Here is a 26,398-nt window from a genome sequence, read left to right on the forward strand (position 1 = left end):
TCCAGCATCATCATGTTATTTTGTGACTTTTTCTGCTTTCTTCCAAGTTGTGAACAGGCTCGCCGCCAGTTCACCTGCCTGGATCAGGCCGACGAACGGTTTTGTTCCCGGGAGTCCGGGCTGCTTCCCATATGAAGCAGTCAGATCACTGACGCTCTCAGCCGCCTGTTCGGCAGTGTCACCTGCGTTCTTCACCGTATCCGTCAGGCTTTCCAGTGCATCGAGTTTCATCTGCACATCTGCCGCTGAAGACCTTGCTTCCACGATTGTAAGCTCCAGCTGGCGGATCGTTTCATCACTCTTGCCAACCATCCGTTTCGCTGTATGTCCGACCGTCGATAATAGACCGGAAATCCGATTTAGCACAATACATACGTACACGGCGAACACAGCGAACGCCACGGCTATCAAGAAGACCCCTAAATGGACAAATGTCATGCAATCATCCCTCCTTCTTATTTGTGTATACCACAAAAGTCCATTCAATATGCACCTCAACGACTCAGCGTACAGCTTTTCGATTGAAAAGTGAGCCGATCAGGTGTTTTTTTCCGGGGAACGGGGAAACTGGTACAGAAACGCCAACAGGAGGAGATCATGATGGAAAGAAGTTCATCCACTGACCGGTTCCAGCCGGTCACGTCGAAAAACAGCGGGGAGATTACGGAAGTTCTTCCCGATCTCGCCTATCTCACCGACCAGATCGTCAATCTCGTATTCGTAGGAAATCCTGAGCCCGGCAACCCGTGGGTGCTGGTGGACAGCGGTATGCCAAGATCAGGTAAAACAGTCATCGAAAAAGCGGAGGAGCGCTTTGGCCCGGATCGTCCGCCGGAAGCGATCGTCCTGACACACGGCCATTTCGATCATATCGGCGGCATCATCGATGTTCTCAAAAAATGGCAGGTCCCCGTGTACGCCCATCCAGCCGAACACCCTTATTTAACCGGCCGGGAGCAGTACCCCGATCCGGATATAACAGTGGAAGGCGGTATGCTGGCCAAACTGTCATTCCTCTACCCGACGGATCCGATCGACATTTCGGAGTTCCTCCGTGCCCTGCCGGAAGACGGAAGTGTTCCCCCTCTTCCCGGCTGGCGCTGGATCCATACACCAGGTCATTCGGAAGGCCATATCTCCCTGTTCCGGGATGAAGATCGGGCCCTGATCGCCGGGGATGCGTTTGTGACTGTGCGGCAAGATGAGCTGTATAAGGTTCTCACCCAGGAAAAGGAATTGACGGGCCCGCCCCGTTATTTGACTCCCGATTGGGCGGCAGCCGAAGCATCGGTCCATCTGCTGACAGGTCTGAAGCCGGCCTATGCGATCACCGGGCATGGCGCTGCAGCGGAAGGCAGCTGGCTGACCGAGCACCTCGAACAGCTTGACCGGAATTTCAAGGAACTCGCTGTACCGGATCATGGAAAATATGTGGATGAATCCGACAAACCTGCAGAACAGTAATCCCCTGCTGCACTTCTTTTACGCTATACTAGCAAAAAGGAGTGCTGTTCCATGGAAATCCATGAAAAAGAAGTGGTTGGCGAGCAGGTGGATGAGGAGACGCGCTGCCAGCACTACCATTCGGAAGTCGACCGGATTGCGATCAAATTCTTCTGCTGCCAAACGTATTATCCATGTTATGAATGCCATGGCATGCATGGCTGCGGCCATCCTGCAGTATGGCCGGCTTCCCGGTTCTCGGAGAAGGCCGTTCTTTGCGGCGCCTGCAGATTCGAACTATCGGTTACGGAATATCTATCTTGCGGCTCTGCCTGTCCGGCCTGCAGCGCGCCATTCAACCCAGGCTGCAGCCTACACAAACACCTCTATTTTGACACATCCAAATGAAAGAGCAGACCGTCTTTGCGGTCTGCTCTTTGTCATGTCTGCGGTACAAATCGCAGTTCCGTATGATGCTGATCTGCCTGATCATACGCTTTCTGGAAACCGAGTTTGCGGATGTCTTCCTTCCGTACCTCTTTGTACGGATAGCTCACCTCGAACGGTGCGTCAAACGGAAAACTCTCGACCGCAATCGTCCGATTGTCGAGGAACTGGATCGCCAGCCGATGATCCGGGAGGCCGGGCAGCGATTCAGGTGCAGGAATGCCGTTCACGAAGAATGGGTGCTCCTGATCCTTGGCCGCGCCGGATTCATTCACACAGCAGTACAGTGAAAAATTGTCGCCGAGCTGCAGGATTCCATAGTGCTGACGAAAGACTGTTTCATCAAAGTCAGCAAAGGCGCTCTTTAGCCTGGCCCGCCTCTTCCTTTCGTACTCCAGAAAGTCATCGGATTGCCCTCCGTCCCCACCGCTCACAAAATGGGAATAGTGTTCACTGCAGAGCATCGCCGAGTAGGCGTCGACCGTTTCGACAGCATCGATGCCCTGCCTGTATAAGACGATCTTGGAGGGAAGAGGGAAATCGGTAAACCGGTAAGGTGCCTGTTTGCTATCATTCCAGAATGGTTCTTTGTCGAAGGGTGACCAGCCGACGTCATGCAGACGGACTGCCGTCAATACGGATGAGCGATCCTCCTCTCCGGGAAACAGCTCCTCTTTCCAGTGACTCATGATCTGCTCGGCCAGCCGGCCATGGCAGTCCTGCTCAACCAGTATGAAACTGTCTTTCCGTTCTCGAACAATCATTTCCTGCACATCCTTTCTGTTGTTCCTTTCCCCAATTCATGTCTCTGAATCAAAAAAACACCTTTCCTAAAAGAAAAGTGTTTCACTTACACAATATGAATTCCTTCCGCTTTCAGCATCTCCTGCAGTTCACTGTACTTGGATTGGCTCAATGGTATTTTGTGGCCGTTCGTCAATTCGATTGCATACGAACGGGCGGATGAGTCGGCTTCGATCGAGATGATCTGATGAAGAGGCACGAGGAATGATTGGTGCACCCTGTAAAACTCAAACGGATCAAACATCTGCTCGATCTCTTTCAAGGAGTCTTTTGCCAGAACTTATAGGAACCATCGTAGTATTGAACGCCCCCTATGCTTTGCAAGGTTATTTGTTCCTATCAGCCAACATGGTATATGCCATCTATTCCGGTTATGCCTTCTGGTACCCCGCACGGAACCTCGCAGCACCCACACTGCCAGTCAGCTAAGCACTTTCGCCACTGCGGTATGCCAGGGACTTTCACCCGTTAAAGAAAAGCGCTGCCAAGCACACAAAGCACTTCGTCCGCAACAGGACGAAGTGCTTTGCTTTTACTATAATGGATCATTTGGTACCAGCGGTATCCAGTTTTTCAGTTTCGTCTGCCCCTTGGCTTTTCTTCATGGCATCTTGCGCGGATACAAGCGGCATGGCCCGCAGGAAGATGGCAATCACAGCCCCCGCGACCATTATGCAGGCGGCCACAAAGAATGTTGTCGTCAACGCATCACTGAATACGCCTTTAATCGTGCTGACGAGCTGGGAGGCGACCGGCTGGAGATCAGCCGGCAGACTTGCCTGCAGTTCCTTCAGCTTCGGTGCATCGAGCAGAAGCTGCGGATCCATCAGCTGGCCCAGTTTGCCTGACTGTTCAGACGGCAGGCTTCCCATCCCGCTTTCCTGTCCGGAAAATCGGGCTGTCATCTTCTTCGCCATGACGGAACTCATGACAGCGCCGAACACACCGATCCCGACCGTATTGCCGAGAGATCTGAACAGCTGGGAGGACGCGGATGCGACACCGAGCTGGCTCAGACTGACGCATTTTGAACGGTCAGCGAGAAGACCGGCATACTGAGACCCAAACCGATGCCGACTACGCACAGATAGGCAATCATGAGTGCGATCGGGGTGTCGATTGAAACAGAACTCATGGCAAAAATCCCGGCAGCCCCTATGAGCAGTCCTGTGATCGCAAGGCCTTTATACTTACCGGTCTTCGTCATGAAACTGCCGGCAAATGTAGTTGCAAACACCATTGCAATCGACATCGGCATCATGATATACCCGGAGCCGCTTGGTGAAATGCCCTTGACCCCCTGGATGAAGAACGGGGTATAGATCATGATCCCCATCATGCCCGCTCCCAGCAAGAAGCCAGCAATATTGGACATGGTGACAATGTCATTCTTGAACAAGGATAACGGCAGGACGGGCGTCTTCACTTTGCTTTCTGTGATCATGAACGCAATCAGTGCAATGACCGTCAGACCGAACAGACCGATGATCTGCCAGGAGTACCACGCAAATTTCCCGGGTCCCTCACCTGCAAGGCTGAATGCCATCAGCAGGGACACAATGGTGACCGTCAGGAAGAACGAACCGAGATAGTCGATCGATTCCCCTTCCCGACGCGGCACTTTCGGGAACAGTTTCGCTATCAGGACAAATGCGATCAGACCGAGCGGCAGGAAAACCCAGAACACCCAGTGCCAGTCGAGATGGTCGACAATGTAGCCGCCCATCAATGGACCGAGGACACTGGAGATCCCAAAAATCCCGCTCATGGCACCCGTCCACTTCGCCCGCTCCCGCGGCAAATACAGATCTCCGACCGCCGTGAACGCCGTGGACATGATCATCCCGCCGCCGAGACCGGTGATTCCGCGGTAGACGATCAACTGGAAAATATCATTCGACAGACCGGATAAGAACGCACCGACCATGAAGAATCCGATTCCGGCGAGCAAAAATGGTTTCCTTCCATATATATCCGATAATTTACCGACCAGGATGGTCGCAACTGCCATTGTCAGCAAGTAGATGGTGATGACCCACGTGTAGTAATCCATGCCGCCGAGACGGGCGATGATCCGCGGCATGGCTACCCCGATAATCGTCTGATTGATGGCCGAAAAGAACATGGCAGCCATGATGGCCAGCATGATGGTCACTTTTTGTTTGTCCGTTAAATGATTCATTCTTTCATTCTTTCAGTCCTTTCATAGCTGATATGTTGGTTGCGGCCTGTTCGAATACAATCAGCATGACCTCCAGCTGTGCAGCATCCATTCCGGCAAATGCTTCCGCCATTTTTCTGCGACCGGCCAGACGGAGCTGCTGCAGTTCTTTGCGTCCTTTATCCGTGATTTCCAGATAGATGATCCGGCGGTCCTTATCATCACGGATGCGCAAGACATATCCATTCTCGATCAGCTTATCGGAAGCCGCCGTGACGGCCCCGGCCGTCAATCCCAATATTTTTGCAAGTTCGGACATTTTCAGACGGCCTTTCCGCGCCAGTGTGAATACCAGCTGTGATTGCGATCCCGGGAAATGGGAGATGAAGATATCCTTCCAGATCCGTCCCATATCCCGCGTGACATTCCAAAAAAGCTCTTCGAACTTACCGAAGTCCTCTGAATGATCGTTCCCCATTCTATTCCTCCTCGCCCTTAATTGTTCACTCATTTAATAGTTCAATTGTTAAAGTAATTGCCAGTATACTTCTCTGACAGCTTTCCGTCAAGTGCCTGATACGCCTTTTTAATGGATTACCGGCGGACGACACGGTATGATAGGTTCATTGATATTTACAAGAGCAGACGGAAAGAAGGATTTTGACATGAATGAAACGACATTGCAAAAAGACGCGATGCGCGTATTGAAAGAGACGAGCCGGACGTTTTACATACCGATCAAACTGCTGAAACCGACATTGCGCCAGACAGTCGGATCCGCTTATTTATGCATGCGTGCAATCGACGAGATCGAGGACCACGAACAGCTGGATGCTGTGAAGAAAGCCGCCCTTCTGCGCGCAACAGCCGAACTCCTGCGGAACGGACTGGATCGGCATGCGTATACGGAGCTGCTCGCAGACGAAAAAGGCAGCTTGCCGGAAGTGACACTGCGGCTGGCCGACTGGCTCGATGTCTGTCCGCCTGACCTCTATGAGAATGTACGGAATGTGACCGCCATCATGGCGGACGGCATGGCCAAGTGGGTCGAAAAAGATTTCGTCATCGAAACAAAAGAGGACCTGGACGATTACACATACTATGTCGCCGGGCTCGTCGGCGTCATGCTGTCCGACATCTGGGAACAATATGACGGCACGAAGACAGACCGGGACCTTGCCATCAGCTATGGCCGGGGTCTGCAGGCCGTCAACATGCTGCGCAACCAGGAAGAGGATGCCGAACGCGGCGTCCGGTTCCTGCCGGACGGCTGGACACGTGATGACCTGTTCGCCTACGCCAAAGAGAACCTTGCAATGGCAGATGAATACATGAAATCGATCCAGACGAAGAACATCATCCTGTTCTGCAAAATCCCATTGGCACTGGCGAAGAAAACACTCGCCGCCCTGGAAAAAGGCGAAGACAAGATGAAACGCGACGAAGTGAATGAAACCGTCGACGAAATCCTGAAAGAGACCACCTAAAAAGAGCAGCCGCGGCTGCTCTTTTCCTTTCCTGCAGTTGAAATGGCGACGGCGCTCATAAATCATCTCATTCCGCTCATAAACCTCGGAAAGTGATCATAAATCTGCCGTTCCGCTCTTAACCGCAGATAATGATCATAAAACCGACAAACTGCTCATAAACCTCTGCAAACGCTCATAACTTCACAATTCCCAGCAGGATTCCATAGCTGTTCCCATACAATATCAAGTCATCGGGACGTATGCCCCTGTCAAACAGGCGGCTTTGACATACCTTATTCTATAGGCAGCTTGAAAGCCGGATGATCTGGATTCGTCATCTGCCTTCAAGCTGGCCGCTCATGGAAAGGAGGCCGATACAATGGGTTACGGTTGGGATTTGTGCGGCTGCGGTCATGGCGGATATATGCCATACCCTGAACAGCCGCATTGCCGCGGGGGATTCGGTCCAGGAAGAGGGTTTGCTCTTCTGGTCGTTCTGTTCATCCTCCTCATCATCATCGGAGCATCCTATGTCCCAAATAATTGCCGGGATCATGGCCATCATCACAAAAAAGACTGCTGATCATAGCAAATCTGCGCCTGTATGCCAGCGAGCATGCAGGCGTATTTTTCAATCACCCCAGTAGTCTCTCACACGATCAGACCGAAGAAACGGGTCGTCAACAGGACAACCCCGATCAGCACCATTAGGGCAGTTTGGACAAAAGTCACTTTGTATTCTGCCGGGTCCTCGGAATACTTTTTCTGCATATACCCCCGAATCGATTCCAAGATGACATTGCTCAAAGTGACGTAAAGGAAATATACGTATAACCAAGTGACCGTCGAGTAATCTGACGCCGCCAGCCAGACCGCCAGGCCGATTAATAGAAAGATGAACACCGCACGCAGCGTCCAGTCGATCCGGCGGTGTCGGTCATTCACTGAATGGGCAACCCATCGAAACGGCGTCTTCACCTTGAACAGCTTGCGGACAAGCCAGATCGTCAAGAAGAAGAACAATAGAATTCCAACTAATATCACCATCAGCTGCTGTACATTCGACATTCCGTTTTCCGCCCCCAATATTGCTCAGGCAACAGCCCTTTTCTTTCCAGCATACCACAACTGGTATAAATGGGTAACTGAAATTTAAAAACCCCATGCTTATGCATGGGGCCGGCTTCTCTTACGTTATTCGACTGTCACACTCTTCGCGAGGTTCCTCGGCTTGTCGACATCACACCCGCGCTGCAGCGAAGCATAATAACTGAGCAGCTGCAGCGGGATGACGGAGGCGAGCGGTGTCAGCAGGTCATGGACATGCGGGATGACAAACCGGTCGTCTTCTTCGCTGTCCCCTTCCATTGAAATGATGCATGCGTTCGCACCGCGTGCAGTCACTTCCTTGACATTGCCGCGCAAGTTAGGATTTACGCTCTTCTGTGTTGCGAGTGCGATGACAGGAGTGCCCTCCTCGATCAGAGCAATCGTTCCGTGTTTCAGTTCCCCTCCGGCAAAGCCCTCTGCCTGGATATAGGAAATTTCTTTCAATTTCAAGGCGCCTTCCAGACTGACGTAATAATCGAGCCCGCGGCCGATGAAGAAGGCATTGCGGCGGTCAGTGAGCAGTTCGGCCGCAAGCGTTTCGATTTCCTGTTTCGCATCGGTCAATGTCTGGATTGCATTTGCCGCAATCGCAAGTTCCTGCTTCAGGTCGAATTCACCTGCAGAGCCGCCGAGCGCAGCGGCTGTGATAGCCAGCACCGCAAGCTGCGCTGTATAGGCTTTCGTTGACGCGACTGCAATCTCAGGACCTGCATGCAGCAGCAGCGTATAATCGGCCTCCCGGGACAATGTGGAGCCCGGTACGTTCGTCATTGTGACAGACGGATATCCGAGTTCCTTCACTTTGACGAGCACTTGCCGGCTGTCTGCAGTTTCGCCTGACTGTGTGATGAACAGGAAGATCGGTTTTTTTGAAAGAAGTGGCATGTTATAACCGAATTCACTGGATATGTGCACTTCGACGGGCAGTCCTGCGAGCTTTTCAAAATACTCCTTGCCGATCAGGCCGGCATGGTAACTTGTTCCGGCTGCAATGATATAGAGACGGTCCGCCTCCTGGAATGCCTGCCGGATGGCTGCGTCGATCCCCAGACTGCCGTCTTCATCAGTATAGACCTCCATGATTTTCCGGATGACCCCGGGCTGCTCATCGATCTCCTTCAGCATATAGTGAGGATATGTGCCCTTCTCAATATCGCTCATATCGAGTTCAGCCGTATACGGCGTGCGCTCGATTACGGTTCTATCAATTGTCTCGATAACAATTTCTTCCTTGCCAAGAAGGACGACTTCCCCGTCGTGCAGCTCGATGAACTGATCCGTCACCTGCAGCATCGCCATTGCATCCGAAGCGACGACGTTGCAGTCTTCTCCGACGCCGATGAGCAGCGGGCTGCGGTTTTTCGCGACGAAGATCAGATCGGGTTCCTTTTCGTCGAGCATGGCAATTGCATACGAGCCATGAAGGAGGGATAACGACTTCCGGAACGCCTCGTCTGTTGTCAGACCTTCTTCCGCAAAGCGCTCAACAAGCTGTACGATGACTTCCGTGTCTGTGTCAGATGCGAAAGGGACGCCTGCCAAATAATCACGTTTCAGCTTGCTGTAATTTTCGATGACCCCATTGTGGACGAGCGTGAAACGACCTGACGCACTTTTATGCGGATGCGAATTCTTCTGATCGGGAATACCATGGGTCGCCCACCGGGTATGACCGATACCGGTCTTCGAATCGATCGTCAGGTCCGCAGCTTTCCGGAGATCGGCAATCCGCCCTTTCTCTTTGTACTGCATGAGACCCTCTGCTGTCTGGAATGCAAGGCCTGCCGAATCATATCCCCGGTACTCCAATTTCTCAAGACCGTTCAATAAAATATCCGCTGCCTGTTTCTTTCCGTTATAACCTACAATTCCGCACATATCGTTTCCTCCGCTTCAGCGGACAGGCATACAGAACGTCTGCCGAACTAAGAATCACTTTAGCAGTCCGGCAGGTTTGTTGCCGGGCCGTTGGTTGTAATAGGCTGCCTGCTCATCTCCTTTGTCACACAGGTCGCCCTGTGCTTTTTAGAGATGGCATGACAATCGGGCAGCATCGATCGGGAGGCATCCGCCGAATGTTCGATGAACCTCCGCCTCGTCTGCCGGAAAGTGCGGAGTGATTTTTCCGGCTCTGGCGCTTCAATTGGTTTCCGGGTTTTACGTGCTCCCTGTGCTCCTTCCTGCACGGACTGCATTTGCAGCCAACAACTATCATAGCGAATCGCATTTTCCGCTGTCAACTGACGGATCGTTCAGAAAACAGAAAAAAACTGCCGCAAAGGCCTGTATCGACAGACCTCCGGACAGTTTTCAAGCGGCTCAGTATGCGAGACTGAACAGCCCTTTGATATGTGAAAGGTAACGTACATTACTTGCTTCTTTCATAAGAGATGCCGGCATCCCTTTGAGGGATGTATTGTTTCCGCCGACAGACGCGACAGCATCTTTACGGCCGAGGCTTGCAAGTGTTCCCGAGTTGACCGGATTGAACACTTCCATCTGCTTGCCTGCAAGCATTGCATACAAGTTGTATCCGACCAATTCACCCATCTGCCATGCGTTCTGCGCAGTCGGTGCGTATGGACGTGCGCCTTCTTCAGCAGGGAATGCCACAGCTGCATCACCGACAACGAAGACATCCTTGTGTGATTTCGACTGCAGGAATTCGTTCACTGTTGCACGGCCGCGGTCGACTTCAATCCCCGACTCGCCAACCAGCGGATTTCCAGTGACGCCGCCTGTCCAGACGAATGTGTTCGCTTTGATGATCCGTCCGTCTTTCAAGGAGATCTCGTTGCCTTCCACGTTGGTGACAGGAAGACCGATCAGGAATTCGACACCGCGTTTTGAAAGGCTTTCCGTCGCGCGTTCGATCAGATGATCCGGCAGCACAGGAAGGATTTTTGGTCCTGCTTCTACCAGCATGATTTTCAAATCATCCGGGTTGACGCCGTTCTCACGTGCCACTTTCGGCATGTGGTCGACGATTTCACCGACAAGTTCGACGCCTGTCAGTCCGCCTCCGCCGATCAGGATCGTCGCATCCGCTTCATCGTGCGAGACAGCGTATGCTTTGATGCGGTCTACGATATGAGCATAGATGGCATTCGCTTCACTTGCCGATTTCAGGACCATGCTGTTCTCTTCAAGGCCCGGGATGCCGAAGTATGCTGTTTTACTGCCGAGGGCTACGACAAGTGCATCGTAGGAAAGTGTATCACCATTCGCAAGATTCACTTTCTTTGTGTTCACATCGAAATTCTCGATCGTTTCGATGAGCAGCTGGACGCCTTTGCCTGCAAGAAGTTTCTCAAGCGGCAGTGCAACCGCTCCTTCGCTGATTGTGCCGCCAGCCAAACGGTGGAGTTCTGTAATGATCTGGTGAGTCGGAGTCTGGTTGATGAGCGTGATGGCTGCATCACTTTCTGACAAGAAGTTGCGGGCGTTCAGCGCTGCCAAAAGACCGCCATAACCTGCTCCTAGAATAACGATTTGCTTGGTCATTGTCTAATCTCCTTCTACAATAATTTAGGTTGTGATCACTTTGTGCGGTTGCGCTGTCCTGCAACTTCGAGGTATGCATTCAAAAAACGGAAAATGCGCTGGGCTTCCGGATCTTTGATCATTTTCATGAGACCGAACAGACCGATGGTTTCCGTATTCTGAGCAGCAAGGTCTTTTGCTTCGATAACGGTTGCAGCCAAGTTCTTTGCAGAGTCTTTCACTGGTGCAGCGATCTCTTTCATGAACTCAGCTGTATCGTTTTTAAGTACGTCATCTGTTGCGACTGCTTTCGCAACATCGTATGATTTCGTCATCAGGTCAACCAGCTCTGTCAGCTGTGGAAGTTTTTCCACAAGAGTTGTCAATGATTCCTGTACTTCCGGCTTCAGCAGCTGGTCCAAAATGTCTTGTTTCTGTTCTGACGGCAGTTTTGTGCCTTCAGCAGCAGTGTTCGCTGCTTCTTCAGGATTGAGCGGCGTAGTCATGTGCAAATCCCCTTTTCAGTATGATGTGTATTTGTCCTGAGGTAGTAAGAATATGCATGGCAAAACTGACGTTCCGTTCACTCGGCACATTCTCCTATTCAGATTACCATCCGATACTATACTCCTAATGGAACTTTTCTTCAAGTGTTTAGTTTGGTATTTAACTAATATGCGCCATTCAGATGAAACCCTTTTCATTTAACTCCAAATTAAAATCCTGTATACTGAATAGGGAGGATTGCTGAGCAACCCATCACACCAACGGAGGTATGATTCACCTATGAAAAAGTTAGCAGCTGTTTTTTTGGCGCTCACACTCATCTTTTCGCCGATCGGATCCTATGTTTTCCAGGATCAGTCGCCGACTGCGGATGCGCGGGGCTACAAATCCGGCAAGAGAGGTTTCACACCAAACCAGAACAACTTCAATAAACCTGCAGTTGACAAAAAGAAAGACCAAACCTCATTTACGAAAGACAAAAGTGCCCAGACTGCTAAACCCAAATCTGGCGGTCTCATGAAAGGTCTCATGGTCGGCGGCCTGGCAGGACTCCTGTTCGGCAGCCTTTTCGCTAACATGGGCATTCTCGGCTCCCTGCTCGGCCTGCTGATCAACGTGTTCGCGATCATTGCGATCATCGGTATCATCCGTATGGTCTTCACGCATTTCAAGAAAAAGAAATCCCGTGAGGATGATATGCGGCGATGGCAGAACTGATGATCGAAGAGCAGGATATCATCAACGCAATCTGTTTGTACCAGGCCGACCGTCAGAACATCGCACCTGAATCGGTGGAAGTCGAGCTATGCTACGATGACGACGAAGGTTTTTTTGCAAATGTCTATGTAAACCGGATGGAAATCCATATGACTAAATTCGAGATGACGCAGGCACTGAGGATGTGGATTGAGCAGCAGCTCCATCAGGATCCATATGCTGCAGGGATAAAACTTATACTGGATGATGAACGCGGCATTGTCGCTGCGCTTCTCTGATCAAAAAGGACAGCTCCGTTTTCACCGGCCGCTGTCCTTTTGCTATTAGTTGATAACGCCGCAGGCAACCCGATCGCCTGAATCCCCGGATGGCTGTGATTCGCCATCATCCTCACCGGCGTGGATGACCAGAGCGGTCCCCCCGTCTTTCAGAAGAGAATCTTTCTTGCCGTCTTGCAGCGTCACGAGTTTCGTTGTGAACTCATCATCCACTGTGCCGTCATCACCGACTTCCAGATTCGGCAGATCACCAGCATGCGGTCCGCCTTCCGTGTCAAGCCCATGCTCTTTGTCTGCAGGATTGAAATGGCCGCCTGCCGATTTGAAATCAGGCGCTTCGCACACTCCTGTTTCATGGAAATGAATACCGTGCTTACCCGGTGACAGGCCTTCCGCTTCCACATGGACTTTCACGCCTTCCTTCGTCTCCGACAATTCTGCAGTCCCGGTCGTCTTGCCGTCAGTATCTTTCAGATCGACGAGCACAGAGTACGGTTTCACTTCATTCGTATTTTCAGTACCGGTTGTTGTATCATCGGATGCAGTCTCGTCCGCAGGTGCACTGCTGTCTTCTTTGTCTGCACTGCATGCCCCAAGTGCAAGCATCAGCAGGAACGCCGGAAAGATCGCTGTTTTCTTCAATATGAATTCCTCCCTATATAGTCCTCCATACTCTCTTACACATACCGGTCCCTTCTAAACATTCCGCTGAACGGCAAAGCCGTCCTGCAGCGTATAGTGGATACGCTGCGGACGGCTTTTTGGAGTGTGTTACACCTGTTCCGTTTTTTTATAAGTTGTCAAGAAAGACGGACGGGCAAAAATATTCGGTTTCTTGTCGATTCCTTCTTCAGTGCCTCGTTTTTTATGGGCATGCGCGTACGCATCGGACGTCTGCCAGTCCTTGAAAGCCTGTTCGTCTTTCCAGATTGTCAGGACCACATACGTATCGCTGTCAAGCGGACGCAGCACCCGGATTGCGCCGAACCCTTCGGTGTCTTCGATTCTCCGTGCACGACCCATGAACCGCTCCTCGAACAGCTCCTGGCCTTCCGCAGTCACCGGAATGTTGTTAAATACCGCGAATGCTCCGTCTGTCAGCGTTCCGGCAGTATCAAGGACGGTGTAGGAATCCGCGTCCGCAAAACTTGCGGATGCTTCATTCTCCTGGATAAGGACCGCTTCGTTGCCTTGTTCCATCAAGACGATTTCGTCGTCTGCGAGACCATTCAAAATAGCTTTCAAGGCTGCGGGATCTCCGTATGTTACATGTAAATTCATCTTCAATCTCCTGTCTGATTATAGAATGGCACGAGTGCCGGAATGGGAAAAGCAGCAGACCGAGTCCGCCGGTGTTCCTATGCTTCTATCAGTGCCATGCGTGCCGTTTGCGGTCTTTTCGCACAGCTGCTGCAGACCCGGCTGCCAGTACAATGATGGTGATGGCTCCGAGGATCAGACCATCCGAGAAGTAGTTCGATAAACCGCCTGCTGCCAGTACAGCCGACAATACACCGCAAAGTACTGCTGCTACGATAACTTTTTTCATCGCACTCACCTTTCCCGCCCATCCGCCATCATGAATGCCGCATGGCTGGTATGTATTCATTGAGATTGTTTCTCATTCTCATTGTAATGGATGTATCAGCGATGCGCAACCGCTGGTGTGTTTGATAGGAAAAAAGAATACGAAAAAGGTGAAGCCATATGCCTCACCCTCCCCGATTGTTTTGGATCAGCACATTTTCAGCAGCGCCTGCTCACCTGTCATGCCGGCGGTGATCCCTCTCTTTTCCGCCTCCAATGTAACCGACTCCAGCGGGGCAGCCAGAAGCTCATCGATCGTCTTCACCCCTGTCGCACGGCCTGCGATGATTTTTCGATCAGCCAGCAGACGGTTGAGCAGTCCGACATCGAGCGCTCCGCACATGATATAGCCGTGCTCGTTGGATACGGTGAGCAGCGTCGTCTTTGGAAGTGAGACGGAAACGGCCGTGAAACTGTGCCCTTCAATTGTAATCGTGTTTACGGTGACCAATAGATCCTCCCCTTTCCCTCTATACGTATGGCATCTCCTCATGAAGGGTGATTAGGAAGCCCGTTCAGAAACCATACTGCACTCAAAAGGAGGGATCCGCATGGCCAAACGGAATATCGATGGAGAAAAACAAGAGTACCGGGTGAAAAAACCCGGTCTCGAAGAAGTCGCACCTGAATTTCTGACGTATGGAGAAAAACGGGAAGCGATGAAAGACCTGTACCGCCAATCACAGAAGCAAAAAGAAGAGAAATGAACAAAACAGCACCGGAAGCCGTCGTTACGGCATCCGGTGCTGATGTATGGTCAAGATGGAACCGATTCGCCTTCCCGGCGGAAGAATCCGAAAATGCCGACCGTCTGCACGATATTTGCAAATGCTTTCGGGTCCACCTCATTGATGATTTTCTCCAAGTCATAAAGTTCATAGCGTGTGATGACAAGGTACATCATGTTTTTCTCTTCTTTCGTATACCCGCCCTTTGCAGGGATGATCGTGATACCCCTCACCATCTTTTCATGGATGGCTTCCTGCAGTTCATCCGCCTTCCGGGTGACGATCATGGCCGTCACTTTCTCATGGCGCGTATGGATCATATCGATCACAGCAGTCGATACATAAAGTGCCACCATCGTATAGAGGGCGTTTTCAGGTTCATACAGAATACCGGCCGCCACGATGATTACACCGTTCAGCAGCAGAAAATACGTGCCGATCGGTTTGTCCTGCAGGCGCGACAGCACCATGGCGACGATATCCATACCGCCGGTCGATGCCCCCAGCTTGAGGGAGATCCCCACACCAACACCGCCGATCACACCGCCGAAGACGGCATTCAGAATGATATCATCCGACATGGACATGACAGGGATGATTCCCATGAAGATTGTCGTGAAAATGACGGAAACGATACTGTAGATCGTAAAGCCTTTCCCGACTTTGAACCATCCGAGCACGAACACAGGAATGTTCAGCAGCAAAATCAGGATACCTGTGGAAATCGTGAGCCCGGCAAAATCATCCAATACACTCGACAAAAGCTGTGCCATTCCTGAAAAACCGCTTGCATAGACGTTCGCGTTGATGAGGAACAGGTTAAGGGATACCGCAAGAAGGAGGGCGCCGATAATGACAACCGCAATCCGCTTCGCTTCAATGAAAAACATGCATGGTCTCCTTTCAATACATAAATTTCTATAGTCAAATAAAAAAAGTCGCGACAGGCATTGCTGACGCAGACTCCCAGTTCCTGCAGCTTGCGGAACTTTATTCTCCTGTTATTATATCGGGGGATCCGCTGAGTTGCAAACGTCTTCCCGCAAGGAAGACGGCTGATTGCATATTGCAAATTATGTCCGGACGTCGTATGCTTCATTAGTTAGGAAATAATCCGGCTGCTGAGAAAACATTTCCTCTTGAAATGCGTCCTACAGACAGCAGGAACCCGCACTTACGCGGTACCAACTACAGGTGGTGGCACTATGAAACGTTCTGAAATCAGAACCCGTAAAAAGAAACGTAAACTTTGGGTGGGACTGCTTGTATTCCTTCTGCTAGTCGGAGGAGGCATCGCACTCTATTGGTTTTCCGAATATAATGCAGGGCAGTCGCTTGCCGGAGAAACGCCTGATGACGGCGATGAGGATATCTTCGATGCACCTGAACCTCAATATGGAGAAATCAATATACTCCTGCTCGGTTCGGATGCCCGTCCCGAAGACGATGACGGCCGTTCGGACTCTCTCATGATCGCGCACTACAACCAAGATACGAAGGAACTGAAGACCGTGTCCGTCATGCGTGATATCTATGTAGAGATCCCGGGGCACGGCAAGCATAAGATGAACGCCGCCTACTCTTTAGGCGGCCCGGAACTTGTCCGCCAGACGATCAAGGAAAATTTCGGACTCGATGTGCATTATTATGCCGAGGTCAATTTCGACGGGTTCCCGAAAGTCGTCGATGTCATCGCGCCTGACGGCATAGAAGTCGACATCCCCTATCAGATGTCCCATGGCATCAATATGACATTGGAACCCGGCGTACAGCGTCTGCATGGCAAGGAACTTCTCGGATATGTGCGTTTCCGTCACGACAGCAAGAGCGACTTCGGCCGGGTGGAAAGACAGCAGGAAGCGCTCGCCAAACTGAAGAAGGAAGCGGTCAGCCTGCACAGTCTGCTCAGCCTTCCGAAACTTCTCGGTATGGCGGACAGCTATGTGAAAACCAACCTGGACAAGCGGACGATGCTGTCCATCGGCAAGGGGCTGCTCGACAATAAGGATGCCGGCATCGAATCTCTCAGGATTCCGCTCGATGACTCGTATGAAGACAGACGGGTGGAAGGAGCGGGACTGGTGCTCGATATCGACTTCGAAGAAAACACGGAAGCACTGAATAACTTCCTGGAAGGAAAACCGGTAACAGCTGATACGGATCAAAGTGACGCTGACGGTTCCCGGACAGAAACAGACAACGAGTAACAGAACAGAAGGCTGGTCGGGCATGCAGCGATTTGCATGCCCGACCAGCCTTCTTTATGTCATCTTGCGGATGATCGCCTTGTGCTGCGGGAAACGGTTCAGAAGTTCGTCCGTTCCGAACAGCTTGAAATCCTCGAAGTCGAAGCCGGGCGCCACCATGCAGCCGACGAGGGAGCACTGTCCGGGACCGGTCATCGATGAACCGAAAATCGTACCTGCAGGAACTAGGATCTGCGGTCTCTCCCCCTCCTCGATCGCAAGACCAAGCTTAGCTGCTGTATAGACACCCTCTTCGGAAATCATGTGCACTGTAAGCGGCGCGCCGTCGTGGTAATACCACAGCTCATCCGATTCCAGCTGATGGAAATGCGAGACCTCGCCAGCTTCGAGCAGGAAATAGATGCTCGTATAGAGCGGGCGCATGCCCTGCTCAGTTTCACTATCCTGCCCGGATCGAAACGTGCTTGCATAGCTGCCGCCTTCCGGATGACTCTCAAGTCCTAACTGTGTTTTCCAGTATTCCGCATTCCGTTCCATCATTACTCCTCCTTTGTCAGATAGCGTTGCCGCCAATCGCCGCGCTCTCTCGTCAAAATGTACTCTTCAAGCGTTTCATCCCACTGTCCGGCTGCAGTATTCCATACGCGGACGAACAGTGAATCCGTCCGTTTCTCATAGAGCCTGTACTCGTAACAAGGGTACTCAGCCTGCCCGGCTTGGGTGATCTCCAATACAGCACCTACAGTCTTCGTCCGATTCTCCGAGTTGTCCAGGCCGACCGTCTCCGCCAGGGCTGCTTCCAGACGGTCTTTCGGTATCATCCCCGGATTCCACAATTCCTCTTCCCAAGTGTAGCGAAAGTCGTTTTCCGGCGCCGCCGATGCGTCTGTCTCCGGTTCCTTGAAAAAAACGTCCAGCAGAGGACTGTACATCAGGATCGCCTGTTCCTTCTCGGCTGCATGGGTATAGTGCCCCTCCTGCAGCTGGGTCTTCCCTTTTTCCGTGATAGTCCATTGCCTATGGCGGACCACCAGTCCATCTGCTTCCATCATCTTCAGAAGATCCGAAACGAACAGGGCCTCCACACCCAGCAGCCGGGCAATATCGGTCTCCTGTTCCAGCGGCAGGCGCTGCAGCGTCAGCAATGTCATTTTCATCAGGATATCCATTGTCGTCTTCGTGATCGTCTCGAAGCTTACTGCAAGCCGCACTGCGGGAAGCAGCCAGCTCTGCTCCTCCAGCAGCCGGACGTCCTGTGATTGGAGCACTTGCGCACGAAGCTCTGCCTGGCTGGCTTTCATAAGACCGCCTCCTTCAATTAACTGCCGGTTCCGCGATTGGACGGATACCGTCAAGATTTTTCACCGTCTCATACAGCTGGCTGTACATCTTGCGGACTTGCGGAGATTTCGGCTTTCCGGCGAACATTTCCGAACTGCCGACGATGACGAGCAGTTCCTTTGCCCTCGACAGTGCGACATTCAGCCGGCGGTAGTCTTTCGCAAACCCGATATCCCCGCCGGCATCCCCATGATTGCGGACGAAGCTGACGATGATGATATCCATCTCCATACCTTGGAACTTATCGACAGATCCCGTCCTGAATTCAAGATTGCCGAATGAATACTCTTCCTGGATCAGGTGATCGATCCGTTTGACCTGCTCTCCATAAAAGCTGATAACACCAATCCGTTTTTTCGTACCTGCAGGAAGCGTGCCATTCCGGATGGCCAATTCGGTCCCCTCTTCGAGTTCCAAAAGAAGATTCCGGATTGTTTCCAGCTCACTTTCGTTATAGCGGCTCGTTCCGCCCTTCGGTTTCGCCTCATAACAGGCAGGCGTATTCGGCTGATCCAGCCAGATGACATGGCTGTCTCTTTGGATGAGCGGAGTTTCCAGGTTATGCGCACGAGCGGCATCCGAATCGGCGAGACCGCATGCAAGTGTATAGCCGTTTCCGTTATAGAACGGCGTGATGGTGCGCATGATTTTTTCATGCATGCGGTACTGCTTGCCGAGCATCGTCTTGTTCTGCTTCGGAAGTGTGCGGAACAGCCTCTCGAACAATGACTCTTTCAGCAGCATCTCCATCTCCTTCTTCTGAGCATCCTCGGGCATTTCTTCCAGGAACTCCTCCATCGTTTCCTGGCCGACCAGCGGCGGCAGCTGATGATGGTCGCCGACAAGGATGATCTTCTTGCCTTTCAGCATCGGCAGCAGCAGTTCAGGAGGCGTCGCCTTCGAGACTTCGTCAATGATGACAAGGTCGAACTCCGGGTAATCCTCTGCAAATCCTTTCCTTGCAGACGCCACACAAGTCGTGCCGATCACGTTCGCGTGTTTCACATACAATTTGCGGATTTCATCCAGATCATATGGGCTCGCCTCTTTCAGCATCTTCTGCCATTCCGCCTGCAATGACTGGATGACCGGCACATTCGCAAGCCTGCCCTTCGCTGACTCGGCACAACGGGCGGTTTCTTCCCGTTCGGACTTGACCTGCAAGAGACGCGGTGACGGATCACTGATGAGCCCGGAGCGCAGCGATTCGATCTTCTGCCGGCTGTCTGCAGCAGTCTTCTCCGTCCGTCCCAGCTCATCCTGGAGTGATCGCTTACGCTGCTGGCATGATTCCAATTCCTCCTGCAGACCGGACAGCTGACTGGACAGAGCTGTGTGTTCCGACAGGACGGCCTCTCTTTCCGCCTCTTGCCCGGCAGCTTTCCTGATCGCCTCCGTGACGGACTTGTACGCAGCCTCCGTCTCAGCCAGAACTTCCGGCAGCGCCCGTTCCTGGGCAGGGCCGGCTTCCTGCCGGATCGACGCCAGCTGCTGCTTCAGTTCATCGATCCGGCGGCTGTGTTCAGTCAGTCGCACCGATAGTGTTTCCGCTTCGGCAGCAACTTCGGCAGCCGCTCCTTCCCGTATGTCACGGAAAAGCGATGCTGCCGATTTCGCTTCGGACAAATAGGCCAGGATGAAATTCCGTCTGTCATGCAGCAGGGCTGCCGCTTTCGTCAGATTCTCGAGACAGTCGTACGCTTCCACTGAAAATGACGTCGTTGCCAGGATCTTTTTGACGGACGGCTGGATCAGGTATCTCCCGACTCGGCTTACCGTCTCCTGGATGGAGTCGATGGAGTGCCGGTTCCGGAAACCGGTCGGTACTGTGATCCGGTTCTGGAAGTGGTGGGTGCGCAGTATATCGGTCACTGTGCGGATCGCTTTGTCCACCCGCGCCAATGTCTCCGACCACGCCGTCGCCCCGTCGCTGCCGCCGGCTTCCTGGAGGCTGTCGATCTGCCGGATCAGTGCTGTCATTTGCTGATCGACCTGGTTGGACGGGCTGTACATGATACTGTCCAGAAGGTCGTTGAGATCGTTCAGCTTAGCTGCCGAGGGAATCTTCCCGAGTACGGCAGCCACCGCTTCGTGACGTTGGAAGAGCTGCTCATAGTCGTTTTCAGAGACGCTCAGCTTCTCTTCGAGTTCTCCGATCGACCGGGCCTCCTTCAGAAGCCTGAGCCTGTCAGCCAAACGGCTCTGCTCCGCATTCAGTTCCGCCAGGGGGCGGCCTGCACTTGCCAGACCGGCGAGCGCAGCCTTGCAGCTGTCACAGTCCTGCTGGATGGAATCGATCTTTTTCTGCAATGACGTTTCCCGGCTGTGGTTCTTCTCGCTTTCCAGGGAAAAATTGCGAAGAGTCCGCTCGATTTCTTTTACGCCCTGCTCAAGGGATGCCAACTCCTCTTTCTGCTCCCGTCTCACTTGCATGCGGTGCTTCAATTCCGCTTCTTCCGCGTCCAGTTCAGCCAAGCGGGCTCCGGCTGCGTCGATTTCCTGTTCCAGGCGTTCCGCCAGACTGCTGTGGGAAGCGAGCGCTCCTTCGATCGTTTCCAGCGTCTGCTGGCGCCAATGCTCCGCCACGTTTTCTTCGATGAACTTGCGGCCTTCTTCCTCGATGCTCTCTGTCCGGCCATAACGGAGTATGCGGATCTCCGGATGGTCCAGCAGACGGCCGAGTGCATTGTCGACCGCCAAGTTCGCCTGGGACGCCACCAATGTCCGCATCCCCGCTTTGACCGCCTGGCTGCAGATTTCGGAGATCACTGTCGTCTTCCCTGTACCCGGCGGCCCCTGGATGACATAGATATCGCTCGCATTCATGGCACCGGAGACGGCTTCCTCCTGGAACTCGTTCAGCTGCGTGCTGTACTCGAGCGGCTCTTTCCGGTTGTTGATACGGACGACCGGGCGTTCCTCGAACAGTATCTTTTCAAGGTTGCCATTGGCTGCAAGGCCGTCCTGCAGGTCTTTGAACCCTTTCCGCAGCCGCCTGACCTGGCTCAATTCGGCAAAATTACTGAAGATGATCGAGCTGGATTCTTGGCCTTGAAAGCCTGTTTTGCGCGCCTGCGCGACCGCTGAGGGTTTCAGTTCGATCTCGACCCGGTTCCTTTTCCGGTCTGCCGAGATAACGTTCCCAAGGTCGTAGGCGGCTCCGTCAAACTTCGCTGAAAACCCTTGAATACGTTTCCAGTGTTTTGCCTGCATACCCGAAATCCCGACGGACACTTTCTTCACATCCGCACTGACCGATACCGACTGGACCGGCACATGGATATCCTCCACGTCGGCATTCTTTTCCATGATCCGCAAGTAGCCTTCCCAGCCGCCGATCCGCTTTTTCACATATTCAGAACGTTCTTCCGCAACCGGCAGCTCCCGGACCAGTGCTGCGAATTCGACGGGCAGTGTCCGGCCGGTGCTTTTGCCGGTTCTGAAACGGACGGATGCACGCAGCCGGCGGTTTGTTGCGGCAGGATCCCGTTTCCCTCTGACATGGAAGCCGACAGCCAGGAAGCCATCATTCTTCACTACGCAGTCGAGAACAGCCACTCTGCCTTCCAGCAGCTGCGAGAGTTTTGCATTTTCCGTATTATCGAAGAAGAAGGAGAATGACTGGCTGCCATGCTGGTTGTCGGGCCGCTTTTCGATGTGGACAGTAAAGGATTTTTGAACAGCAAAAAAAGCGTGCTCATCCCGGGCCACTTTGCCGATCCCTTTGCGTGCGCTTGCCGTCATCGCCAGTTCACACGTCACTGTATCCTCATATGTATTGCGGTTCATGATGGTCACTTCTTTCCGTAAAAAAAGGTCAGCCATATGGTGATGGCTGAACCTGTCCGTGTGTGGTACCCTGTTTTCATTATACCGGAAATCGACGAAGTCTGCGAGAGGAAAAGTACTCCGCGGATCAGTCGGTCTCTTTCTGGATACTGTTTTCGTGCAGTCCGGTTTCGTTCTTCCGTTTGTTCAATTCGTTTTCCGTCACGACTTTCCGGTCGAAATCAGCCAATACGGCCAGTTTCACGTTCATCTGCTCCAGTTCCCCGCTGTCATACACCGGTTCAGCCCAATACACAGCGTCTTCCCCTGTGCAGGCGAGCAGCCTGACGACCTGCATATTGACTCCTCCTGACGTATCTTCGTCCGGTACGATCGCATCTTCCGGTGTGTAATCGGCCTGGTTCACGAGCAAGGTCCTTCCGCTGCCTCCCAGCTGCTGTGCGTACTCACAAAACTGTTCCAATGACTTCGGCTGTTTCAAGACGCCACCTCCTACTGATTCTCTTCTTCACTATTCCCTTAAGCGGATGTCTGTTAAACAAAAGTCAGGGAGCCCGGCTCCCATCCGGGAACTATAAAAAACCGTCCGGGCATGCCAGCATCTGCTGGCATGTCCGGACGGCACCTCTCGGTCAGGTGAAATCCCGTTCGATTTTCTCTTCCCATACTTTATGGAACACTTCAGCTCCGTTTTCCCAAGCTTTCAATTCATTCATCAGATAATAGAACGATTCGTCCGCAGACATCGTACTCTTGGTTTCCAGGTATGTCTGCCAGTCCCCTTTTCCGACGCTCAGGGTCCAGTCGCATTCCACACGTGCGCTCAGCGGGTTGTTCTCCTGGATTGTGTAGACGTTGCGGTTCGTGCTGCCATATTCGATTCCGTTGATGTGCAGCTTCCTTTTGCCTTCATCCGAAAAGTCATCGAGCACCCAGATTCCCGTCGCTGCGTCCTGCTTGACTTCACGCGTCCGTCCGGCTTCACGCAATATGTCTTTTCCAAGAACTGGTGCCGTTTCCGCTTGAGGGAACGGCTTGAGTTCCCGATCGAGCTTTTTCGGCTCGCGGATCGGGAGGACCAATGCTGTCCGTTCCGAGGTTTCAAGGGTGAATGTCACCTCTTCGGGGAACGGCCAGATGTGCGGCCAGTAATTCGGTGATACCGCCAGCTGCCAATGGTGCCCTTTCTGCAGTGTATGGCCGATGACATTCATCTTCACACTGATGTCGATCGCTTTTCCCGGTTTGAGATAGGACGGATGCTCGTCACTGTCCCTGTGCGTCAGGTTCAGCACTCCCCATGTGACCCTGGTGGACGACCCGTCAGGTGCCACGTCGTTCAGGCGGACGACCAAGTGTGCAGCTTTCTTATCAGGTGTGATACGGCAGCGGAATTCCGGCTCGCCGAGGATCGCTTCGTCTTCCTCTGCCGGCGACGCATCGAAGACGACAGCCATGCCGTTTTCAATCCGCTGATCCGCCGGAAGATCGCCCGGCTGGCCGAATGGGCAGAAGACACCTGCATAATGGCCATGCTGCTGGACCGAGGAGACGATGACATCCTCGCCTCCTGCCCGTCCGGCCAATTCCCTGCCGTCCAGGAAGAATTGCTTTTCCTTGATGGCTGCAGGCGGCCATTGCTCTTCGGCCGCCCAGTGGCCGGGACGGCAGGCATAATCGGTCTGCGGGGGAACACTGTCCTGCATATAGACACGGAGCATCGGTTCGTCCATGATGCCGGTCTCCTCCTCTTTCAGCCACTCATCCCACCAGCGGACGGCTTCCTGGAGAAAGCCGATCTGCGGGCCCGGAACTGCCATTTCCGGGTACTCATGCGCCCATGGGCCGATCAGTCCTTTTTTCGGTCCTTTCAGGCCTGTCAGCAGGCGGGGGATTGCATTGGTATAGCCGTCCGCCCAGCCGCCGACAGCGTACACCGGGATTTTGATGTCATCATAGTTCTCTATGACGGACCCGTGCTTCCAGTAGGCGTCGCGTCTCTGATGACGCACCCAGGCTTCGGCGTATGGCGGCGTCAGTTCCATCCGTTCGAGCCAGTTTTCGCGCCACGACTCTCCGCGCGCTTCGGGGAACTGCGGACGGGCGTTGTAAGCGAACATGGTCGACGCCCACCACAGCATGTCGGAAGCGAGCATGGCACCGCCTTTGTAATGGACATCATCCGCGTATCGGTCATCCGTGGAGCAAAGGGTGATGATCGCTTTCAATGCCGGATGCTGCCGTGCAGCAATCTGAAGCCCGTTGAATCCGCCCCACGACTTGCCGATCATGCCGACTTTCCCGGCAGACCATGGCTGCTTGCCGATCCAGTCCAGCACTTCCAGTGCGTCGTCCTGTTCCTGTTTCAGATATTCATCGTACAGGATCCCGTCCGAATCACCGGTGCCCCGGATGTCGATACGGATGCTCGCATAGCCATGTCCGGCAAAATACGGATGACGGAGAGAGTCCCTCAGTGCTGTGAAATCATTCTTCCGGTACGGCAGATATTCCAGCACAGCCGGCACCGGATTTTGCTCTGCGTCTTCCGGCAGCCAGATGTGGGCTGCCAGCTGCGTGCCGTCAGAGAGCGGAATCATGATGCTGGACAGCTCTTTCACCTTATACGGATACTCCGTCCTGTTCGTGCGGTTTGTTTCTCGTACGTTAAAAACCATAGTAATAGTCCTCCAGATTCAAGATTTGGCTCTGCCGCCGGGGTAATCCTCCCGCAGCCAGCGGATCAGTGATACGAGCAGCAGCAGATAGATGATGTAGATCGGAACGGCCACGACGACTGCGGACGTCTGGATGACCCGCAGACCGCCGACCAGGAGCAGTGACATCGACAGGACGGCCATGACAGCCCCCCAGACCATGCGGTGCCAGCGCGCCGGGTCCTGCCCCGGCTGCAGTTCCTTCGTCGCGACAGCTGCCAGTATATACGTGGCGGAGTCCATCGAGGTCGACAGGAAGATGACACCGACGATGACGAAGAATGGCAGCACCAGAACGTCCAGTGGAAGCGAGCGCAGTATGTCGACAACCGCTGCCGGGCCGCCTTGTTCCGCCAGTGTTTTCGCAACATCCGTGATGCCTTCCAGCTGAAGATTCATCGAGTAGCCGCCGAAGACCATGAAATAGACCCAGCCGCCGATCGAACCCCACAAAAGCATATGGGTGATCAGCTCACGCAGCGTGCGCCCTTTGGAGATCCGGGCGACGAACAGGCCCATGAACATGGCCGTCGCTGCGAACCAGGCCCAGTAGAACACCGTCCATGCCTGGGGGAATCCTCCCTGGCCGATCGGGTCCGTATGGAAGCTCATGAAGGTGAAATTCTGAAGCATCATGCCGAAGCTGTTCGAGAAATACGTGAGGATGAACGACGTCGGTCCGGCGATAAAGACGAACAGCGCCAGAGCGACCGCCAAGTAGATGTTGATATCACTCAGACGGCGGATCCCTTTATGCAGTCCGAGATAGGCACTTGAGGAGTAGATGATCGTGATAAGCGTGACGATGACCGCATCCATTCCTAAAGATGGCTCGATACCGAAAATGGAACCGACCACTGCGGAAACCATCGGCACACCGAGACCCAGTGACGTACCGAGACCTCCGACCAGACTCCAGATGACAAGGACATCGATCAGTTTCGCCACCCACCCGTCAGCATACTTGCCAAGCGCTCCGCTCAGTGCGGTGCTGATCTTGAGGGACGGCCGTTTTTTTACAAAATAGGAATATGCGATGACGACAGTCGGGAATGCATACAGGGACCATGCGGAAATTCCCCAATGGAACAGTCCGTATGTCAGGGACCATTCGGCCGCCTCCCCGCTGCCAGGAGCAATGCTGAACGGCGGTCCGTCGAAGTATGAGATCGGTTCGATCATCGACCAATACATGATGCTGGTCCCCATGCCTGCAGTGAACAGCATCGTTCCCCAGCTGAAGCTCGAAAACTCCGGCTTGCCTTCCCCGAGTTTGATCTTTCCATACTTGCTGAACGCCAGCCAGATCAGGAACACGAACAAGCCGAATGTCAGGAACTGAAACGCCCAGTCCATTTTGAATGTGATGAAACTCATCACATCATCGAGTACCGGCTCCGCGCTGTGCCGGAAAACAACGAGCATGACGGTGGCCACCAGGATGAAAATCATGGATGTCCAGAATACGAATGGATCCAATTTAGCTTTCTGCATCAAACGACCTCCTTATGATTTGTCCATAATTACAAGTTGAGAACGCTTCCATTCCTCCTTTCAGCTGCAAAAAGTAAATCCTGTCTTCAAAGGATTGCCAACTATATGTATCTAAC

Annotated in this window: 27 protein-coding genes and 1 pseudogene; 8 read left to right on the forward strand and 20 right to left on the reverse strand. The window is 53.0% G+C overall.

Annotation, left to right across the window (positions count from 1 at the left end; translation table 11 throughout):
* Positions 1-15 precede the first annotated feature (15 nt).
* Positions 16-438, reverse strand: a complete 423-nt coding sequence (locus tag BN1190_RS08580; protein ID WP_040286516.1) for a DUF948 domain-containing protein — start codon at positions 436-438, stop codon at positions 16-18.
* A 162-nt stretch (positions 439-600) separates the two neighbouring features.
* Here BN1190_RS08580 and BN1190_RS08585 point away from each other — a divergent pair, with 162 nt between their 5' ends.
* Both BN1190_RS08585 and BN1190_RS08590 read left to right on the forward strand, forming a co-directional pair.
* Positions 601-1,464, forward strand: a complete 864-nt coding sequence (locus BN1190_RS08585) for an MBL fold metallo-hydrolase (RefSeq protein ID WP_040286517.1) — start codon at positions 601-603, stop codon at positions 1,462-1,464.
* 51 nt (positions 1,465-1,515) lie between these two features.
* On the forward strand, positions 1,516-1,851 hold the full coding sequence (locus tag BN1190_RS08590) for a CHY zinc finger protein (protein ID WP_082023322.1): 336 nt from the start codon (positions 1,516-1,518) through the stop codon (positions 1,849-1,851).
* A gap of 32 nt (positions 1,852-1,883) precedes the next feature.
* Here the strand turns inward: BN1190_RS08590 and BN1190_RS08595 are convergent, their stop codons facing one another.
* The 4 genes and pseudogenes from BN1190_RS08595 to BN1190_RS08610 form a co-directional block, all read right to left on the reverse strand.
* Entirely contained in the window at positions 1,884-2,654 is a 771-nt protein-coding gene (locus BN1190_RS08595; RefSeq protein ID WP_040286519.1) for a DUF3891 family protein, read from the reverse strand.
* Between the two features lie 86 nt (positions 2,655-2,740).
* Positions 2,741-2,956, reverse strand: coding sequence for a LytTR family DNA-binding domain-containing protein (locus tag BN1190_RS08600; RefSeq protein ID WP_276327490.1), 216 nt, complete (start codon positions 2,954-2,956; stop codon positions 2,741-2,743).
* Between the two features lie 283 nt (positions 2,957-3,239).
* Positions 3,240-4,876, reverse strand: a pseudogene (locus tag BN1190_RS08605) (MDR family MFS transporter).
* A gap of 4 nt (positions 4,877-4,880) precedes the next feature.
* The gene (locus tag BN1190_RS08610; RefSeq protein WP_052461769.1) at positions 4,881-5,333 is read right to left on the reverse strand and encodes a MarR family winged helix-turn-helix transcriptional regulator; all 453 of its coding nucleotides are present in this window, start codon (positions 5,331-5,333) and stop codon (positions 4,881-4,883) included.
* Positions 5,334-5,520: 187 nt separating this feature from the next.
* Here BN1190_RS08610 and BN1190_RS08615 point away from each other — a divergent pair, with 187 nt between their 5' ends.
* Both BN1190_RS08615 and BN1190_RS08620 read left to right on the forward strand, forming a co-directional pair.
* Positions 5,521-6,342, forward strand: coding sequence for a squalene/phytoene synthase family protein (locus tag BN1190_RS08615; protein ID WP_040286521.1), 822 nt, complete (start codon positions 5,521-5,523; stop codon positions 6,340-6,342).
* A 361-nt stretch (positions 6,343-6,703) separates the two neighbouring features.
* Entirely contained in the window at positions 6,704-6,907 is a 204-nt protein-coding gene (locus BN1190_RS08620; protein WP_082023324.1) for a YjcZ family sporulation protein, read from the forward strand.
* Positions 6,908-6,975: 68 nt separating this feature from the next.
* On the opposite strand, the gene BN1190_RS08625 is transcribed toward BN1190_RS08620, so the two are convergent.
* The 4 genes from BN1190_RS08625 to BN1190_RS08640 all read right to left on the reverse strand — a co-directional run bounded on the left by BN1190_RS08625 (position 6,976) and on the right by BN1190_RS08640 (position 11,423).
* Positions 6,976-7,392, reverse strand: coding sequence for a DUF4181 domain-containing protein (locus BN1190_RS08625; protein ID WP_040286523.1), 417 nt, complete (start codon positions 7,390-7,392; stop codon positions 6,976-6,978).
* 126 nt (positions 7,393-7,518) lie between these two features.
* Positions 7,519-9,312: a glutamine--fructose-6-phosphate transaminase (isomerizing) gene (glmS, locus tag BN1190_RS08630; RefSeq protein ID WP_040286524.1), complete on the reverse strand. Its 1,794-nt coding sequence runs from the start codon at positions 9,310-9,312 to the stop codon at positions 7,519-7,521.
* Between the two features lie 441 nt (positions 9,313-9,753).
* Positions 9,754-10,938 carry an NAD(P)/FAD-dependent oxidoreductase gene (locus BN1190_RS08635; RefSeq protein WP_040286525.1) on the reverse strand — a complete coding sequence of 395 codons (1,185 nt, stop codon included), beginning with the start codon at positions 10,936-10,938 and terminating at the stop codon, positions 9,754-9,756.
* A gap of 35 nt (positions 10,939-10,973) precedes the next feature.
* Complete coding sequence (locus BN1190_RS08640) at positions 10,974-11,423, reverse strand: DUF1641 domain-containing protein (RefSeq protein ID WP_082023325.1); 450 nt, start codon at positions 11,421-11,423, stop codon at positions 10,974-10,976.
* Between the two features lie 280 nt (positions 11,424-11,703).
* Here BN1190_RS08640 and BN1190_RS08645 point away from each other — a divergent pair, with 280 nt between their 5' ends.
* Both BN1190_RS08645 and BN1190_RS08650 read left to right on the forward strand, forming a co-directional pair.
* Complete coding sequence (locus tag BN1190_RS08645; RefSeq protein ID WP_040286526.1) at positions 11,704-12,141, forward strand: hypothetical protein; 438 nt, start codon at positions 11,704-11,706, stop codon at positions 12,139-12,141.
* A complete protein-coding gene (locus BN1190_RS08650; protein ID WP_040286527.1) occupies positions 12,129-12,419 on the forward strand; it encodes a DUF2653 family protein in 291 nt (96 codons plus the stop codon). The genes BN1190_RS08645 and BN1190_RS08650 overlap by 13 nt, the downstream gene beginning before the upstream one ends.
* Positions 12,420-12,464: 45 nt before the next feature.
* Here the strand turns inward: BN1190_RS08650 and BN1190_RS08655 are convergent, their stop codons facing one another.
* The 4 genes from BN1190_RS08655 to BN1190_RS08670 all read right to left on the reverse strand — a co-directional run bounded on the left by BN1190_RS08655 (position 12,465) and on the right by BN1190_RS08670 (position 14,499).
* Complete coding sequence (locus BN1190_RS08655; RefSeq protein ID WP_040286528.1) at positions 12,465-13,061, reverse strand: superoxide dismutase family protein; 597 nt, start codon at positions 13,059-13,061, stop codon at positions 12,465-12,467.
* 129 nt (positions 13,062-13,190) lie between these two features.
* Positions 13,191-13,700: an antibiotic biosynthesis monooxygenase family protein gene (locus BN1190_RS08660; protein WP_040286529.1), complete on the reverse strand. Its 510-nt coding sequence runs from the start codon at positions 13,698-13,700 to the stop codon at positions 13,191-13,193.
* Positions 13,701-13,788: 88 nt separating this feature from the next.
* Positions 13,789-13,968: a hypothetical protein gene (locus BN1190_RS08665; RefSeq protein WP_144036083.1), complete on the reverse strand. Its 180-nt coding sequence runs from the start codon at positions 13,966-13,968 to the stop codon at positions 13,789-13,791.
* A gap of 186 nt (positions 13,969-14,154) precedes the next feature.
* Positions 14,155-14,499, reverse strand: a complete 345-nt coding sequence (locus BN1190_RS08670) for a YunC family protein (RefSeq protein WP_425313923.1) — start codon at positions 14,497-14,499, stop codon at positions 14,155-14,157.
* Between the two features lie 58 nt (positions 14,500-14,557).
* Between BN1190_RS08670 and BN1190_RS15035 the strand changes: the two genes are divergently transcribed.
* Positions 14,558-14,713: a hypothetical protein gene (locus tag BN1190_RS15035; RefSeq protein WP_179860766.1), complete on the forward strand. Its 156-nt coding sequence runs from the start codon at positions 14,558-14,560 to the stop codon at positions 14,711-14,713.
* Between the two features lie 50 nt (positions 14,714-14,763).
* On the opposite strand, the gene BN1190_RS08675 is transcribed toward BN1190_RS15035, so the two are convergent.
* Positions 14,764-15,624 (reverse strand): YitT family protein, encoded by an 861-nt coding sequence (locus tag BN1190_RS08675; protein ID WP_040286532.1) that lies wholly within the window; start codon positions 15,622-15,624, stop codon positions 14,764-14,766.
* 315 nt (positions 15,625-15,939) lie between these two features.
* Between BN1190_RS08675 and BN1190_RS08680 the strand changes: the two genes are divergently transcribed.
* Positions 15,940-16,941 carry an LCP family protein gene (locus BN1190_RS08680; protein ID WP_082023326.1) on the forward strand — a complete coding sequence of 334 codons (1,002 nt, stop codon included), beginning with the start codon at positions 15,940-15,942 and terminating at the stop codon, positions 16,939-16,941.
* 54 nt (positions 16,942-16,995) lie between these two features.
* Here BN1190_RS08680 and BN1190_RS08685 read toward each other — a convergent pair whose 3' ends face one another.
* The 6 genes from BN1190_RS08685 to BN1190_RS08710 all read right to left on the reverse strand — a co-directional run bounded on the left by BN1190_RS08685 (position 16,996) and on the right by BN1190_RS08710 (position 26,282).
* Positions 16,996-17,478 (reverse strand): cupin domain-containing protein, encoded by a 483-nt coding sequence (locus BN1190_RS08685; RefSeq protein ID WP_098060126.1) that lies wholly within the window; start codon positions 17,476-17,478, stop codon positions 16,996-16,998.
* A 2-nt stretch (positions 17,479-17,480) separates the two neighbouring features.
* Positions 17,481-18,242: a hypothetical protein gene (locus BN1190_RS08690; RefSeq protein ID WP_052461770.1), complete on the reverse strand. Its 762-nt coding sequence runs from the start codon at positions 18,240-18,242 to the stop codon at positions 17,481-17,483.
* A gap of 13 nt (positions 18,243-18,255) precedes the next feature.
* Entirely contained in the window at positions 18,256-22,071 is a 3,816-nt protein-coding gene (locus BN1190_RS08695) for a DEAD/DEAH box helicase (RefSeq protein WP_040287243.1), read from the reverse strand.
* A gap of 127 nt (positions 22,072-22,198) precedes the next feature.
* Positions 22,199-22,552: a hypothetical protein gene (locus tag BN1190_RS08700; protein ID WP_040286534.1), complete on the reverse strand. Its 354-nt coding sequence runs from the start codon at positions 22,550-22,552 to the stop codon at positions 22,199-22,201.
* Positions 22,553-22,703: 151 nt separating this feature from the next.
* A complete protein-coding gene (locus BN1190_RS08705; protein WP_040286535.1) occupies positions 22,704-24,749 on the reverse strand; it encodes a CocE/NonD family hydrolase in 2,046 nt (681 codons plus the stop codon).
* Positions 24,750-24,767: 18 nt separating this feature from the next.
* Positions 24,768-26,282, reverse strand: a complete 1,515-nt coding sequence (locus tag BN1190_RS08710; protein WP_040286536.1) for a BCCT family transporter — start codon at positions 26,280-26,282, stop codon at positions 24,768-24,770.
* Between the last annotated feature and the right edge of the window lie 116 nt (positions 26,283-26,398).

The organism is Sporosarcina koreensis (assembly GCF_000826145.2).
GTDB classification, from domain to species: Bacteria; Bacillota; Bacilli; order Bacillales_A; family Planococcaceae; genus Sporosarcina; species Sporosarcina trichiuri.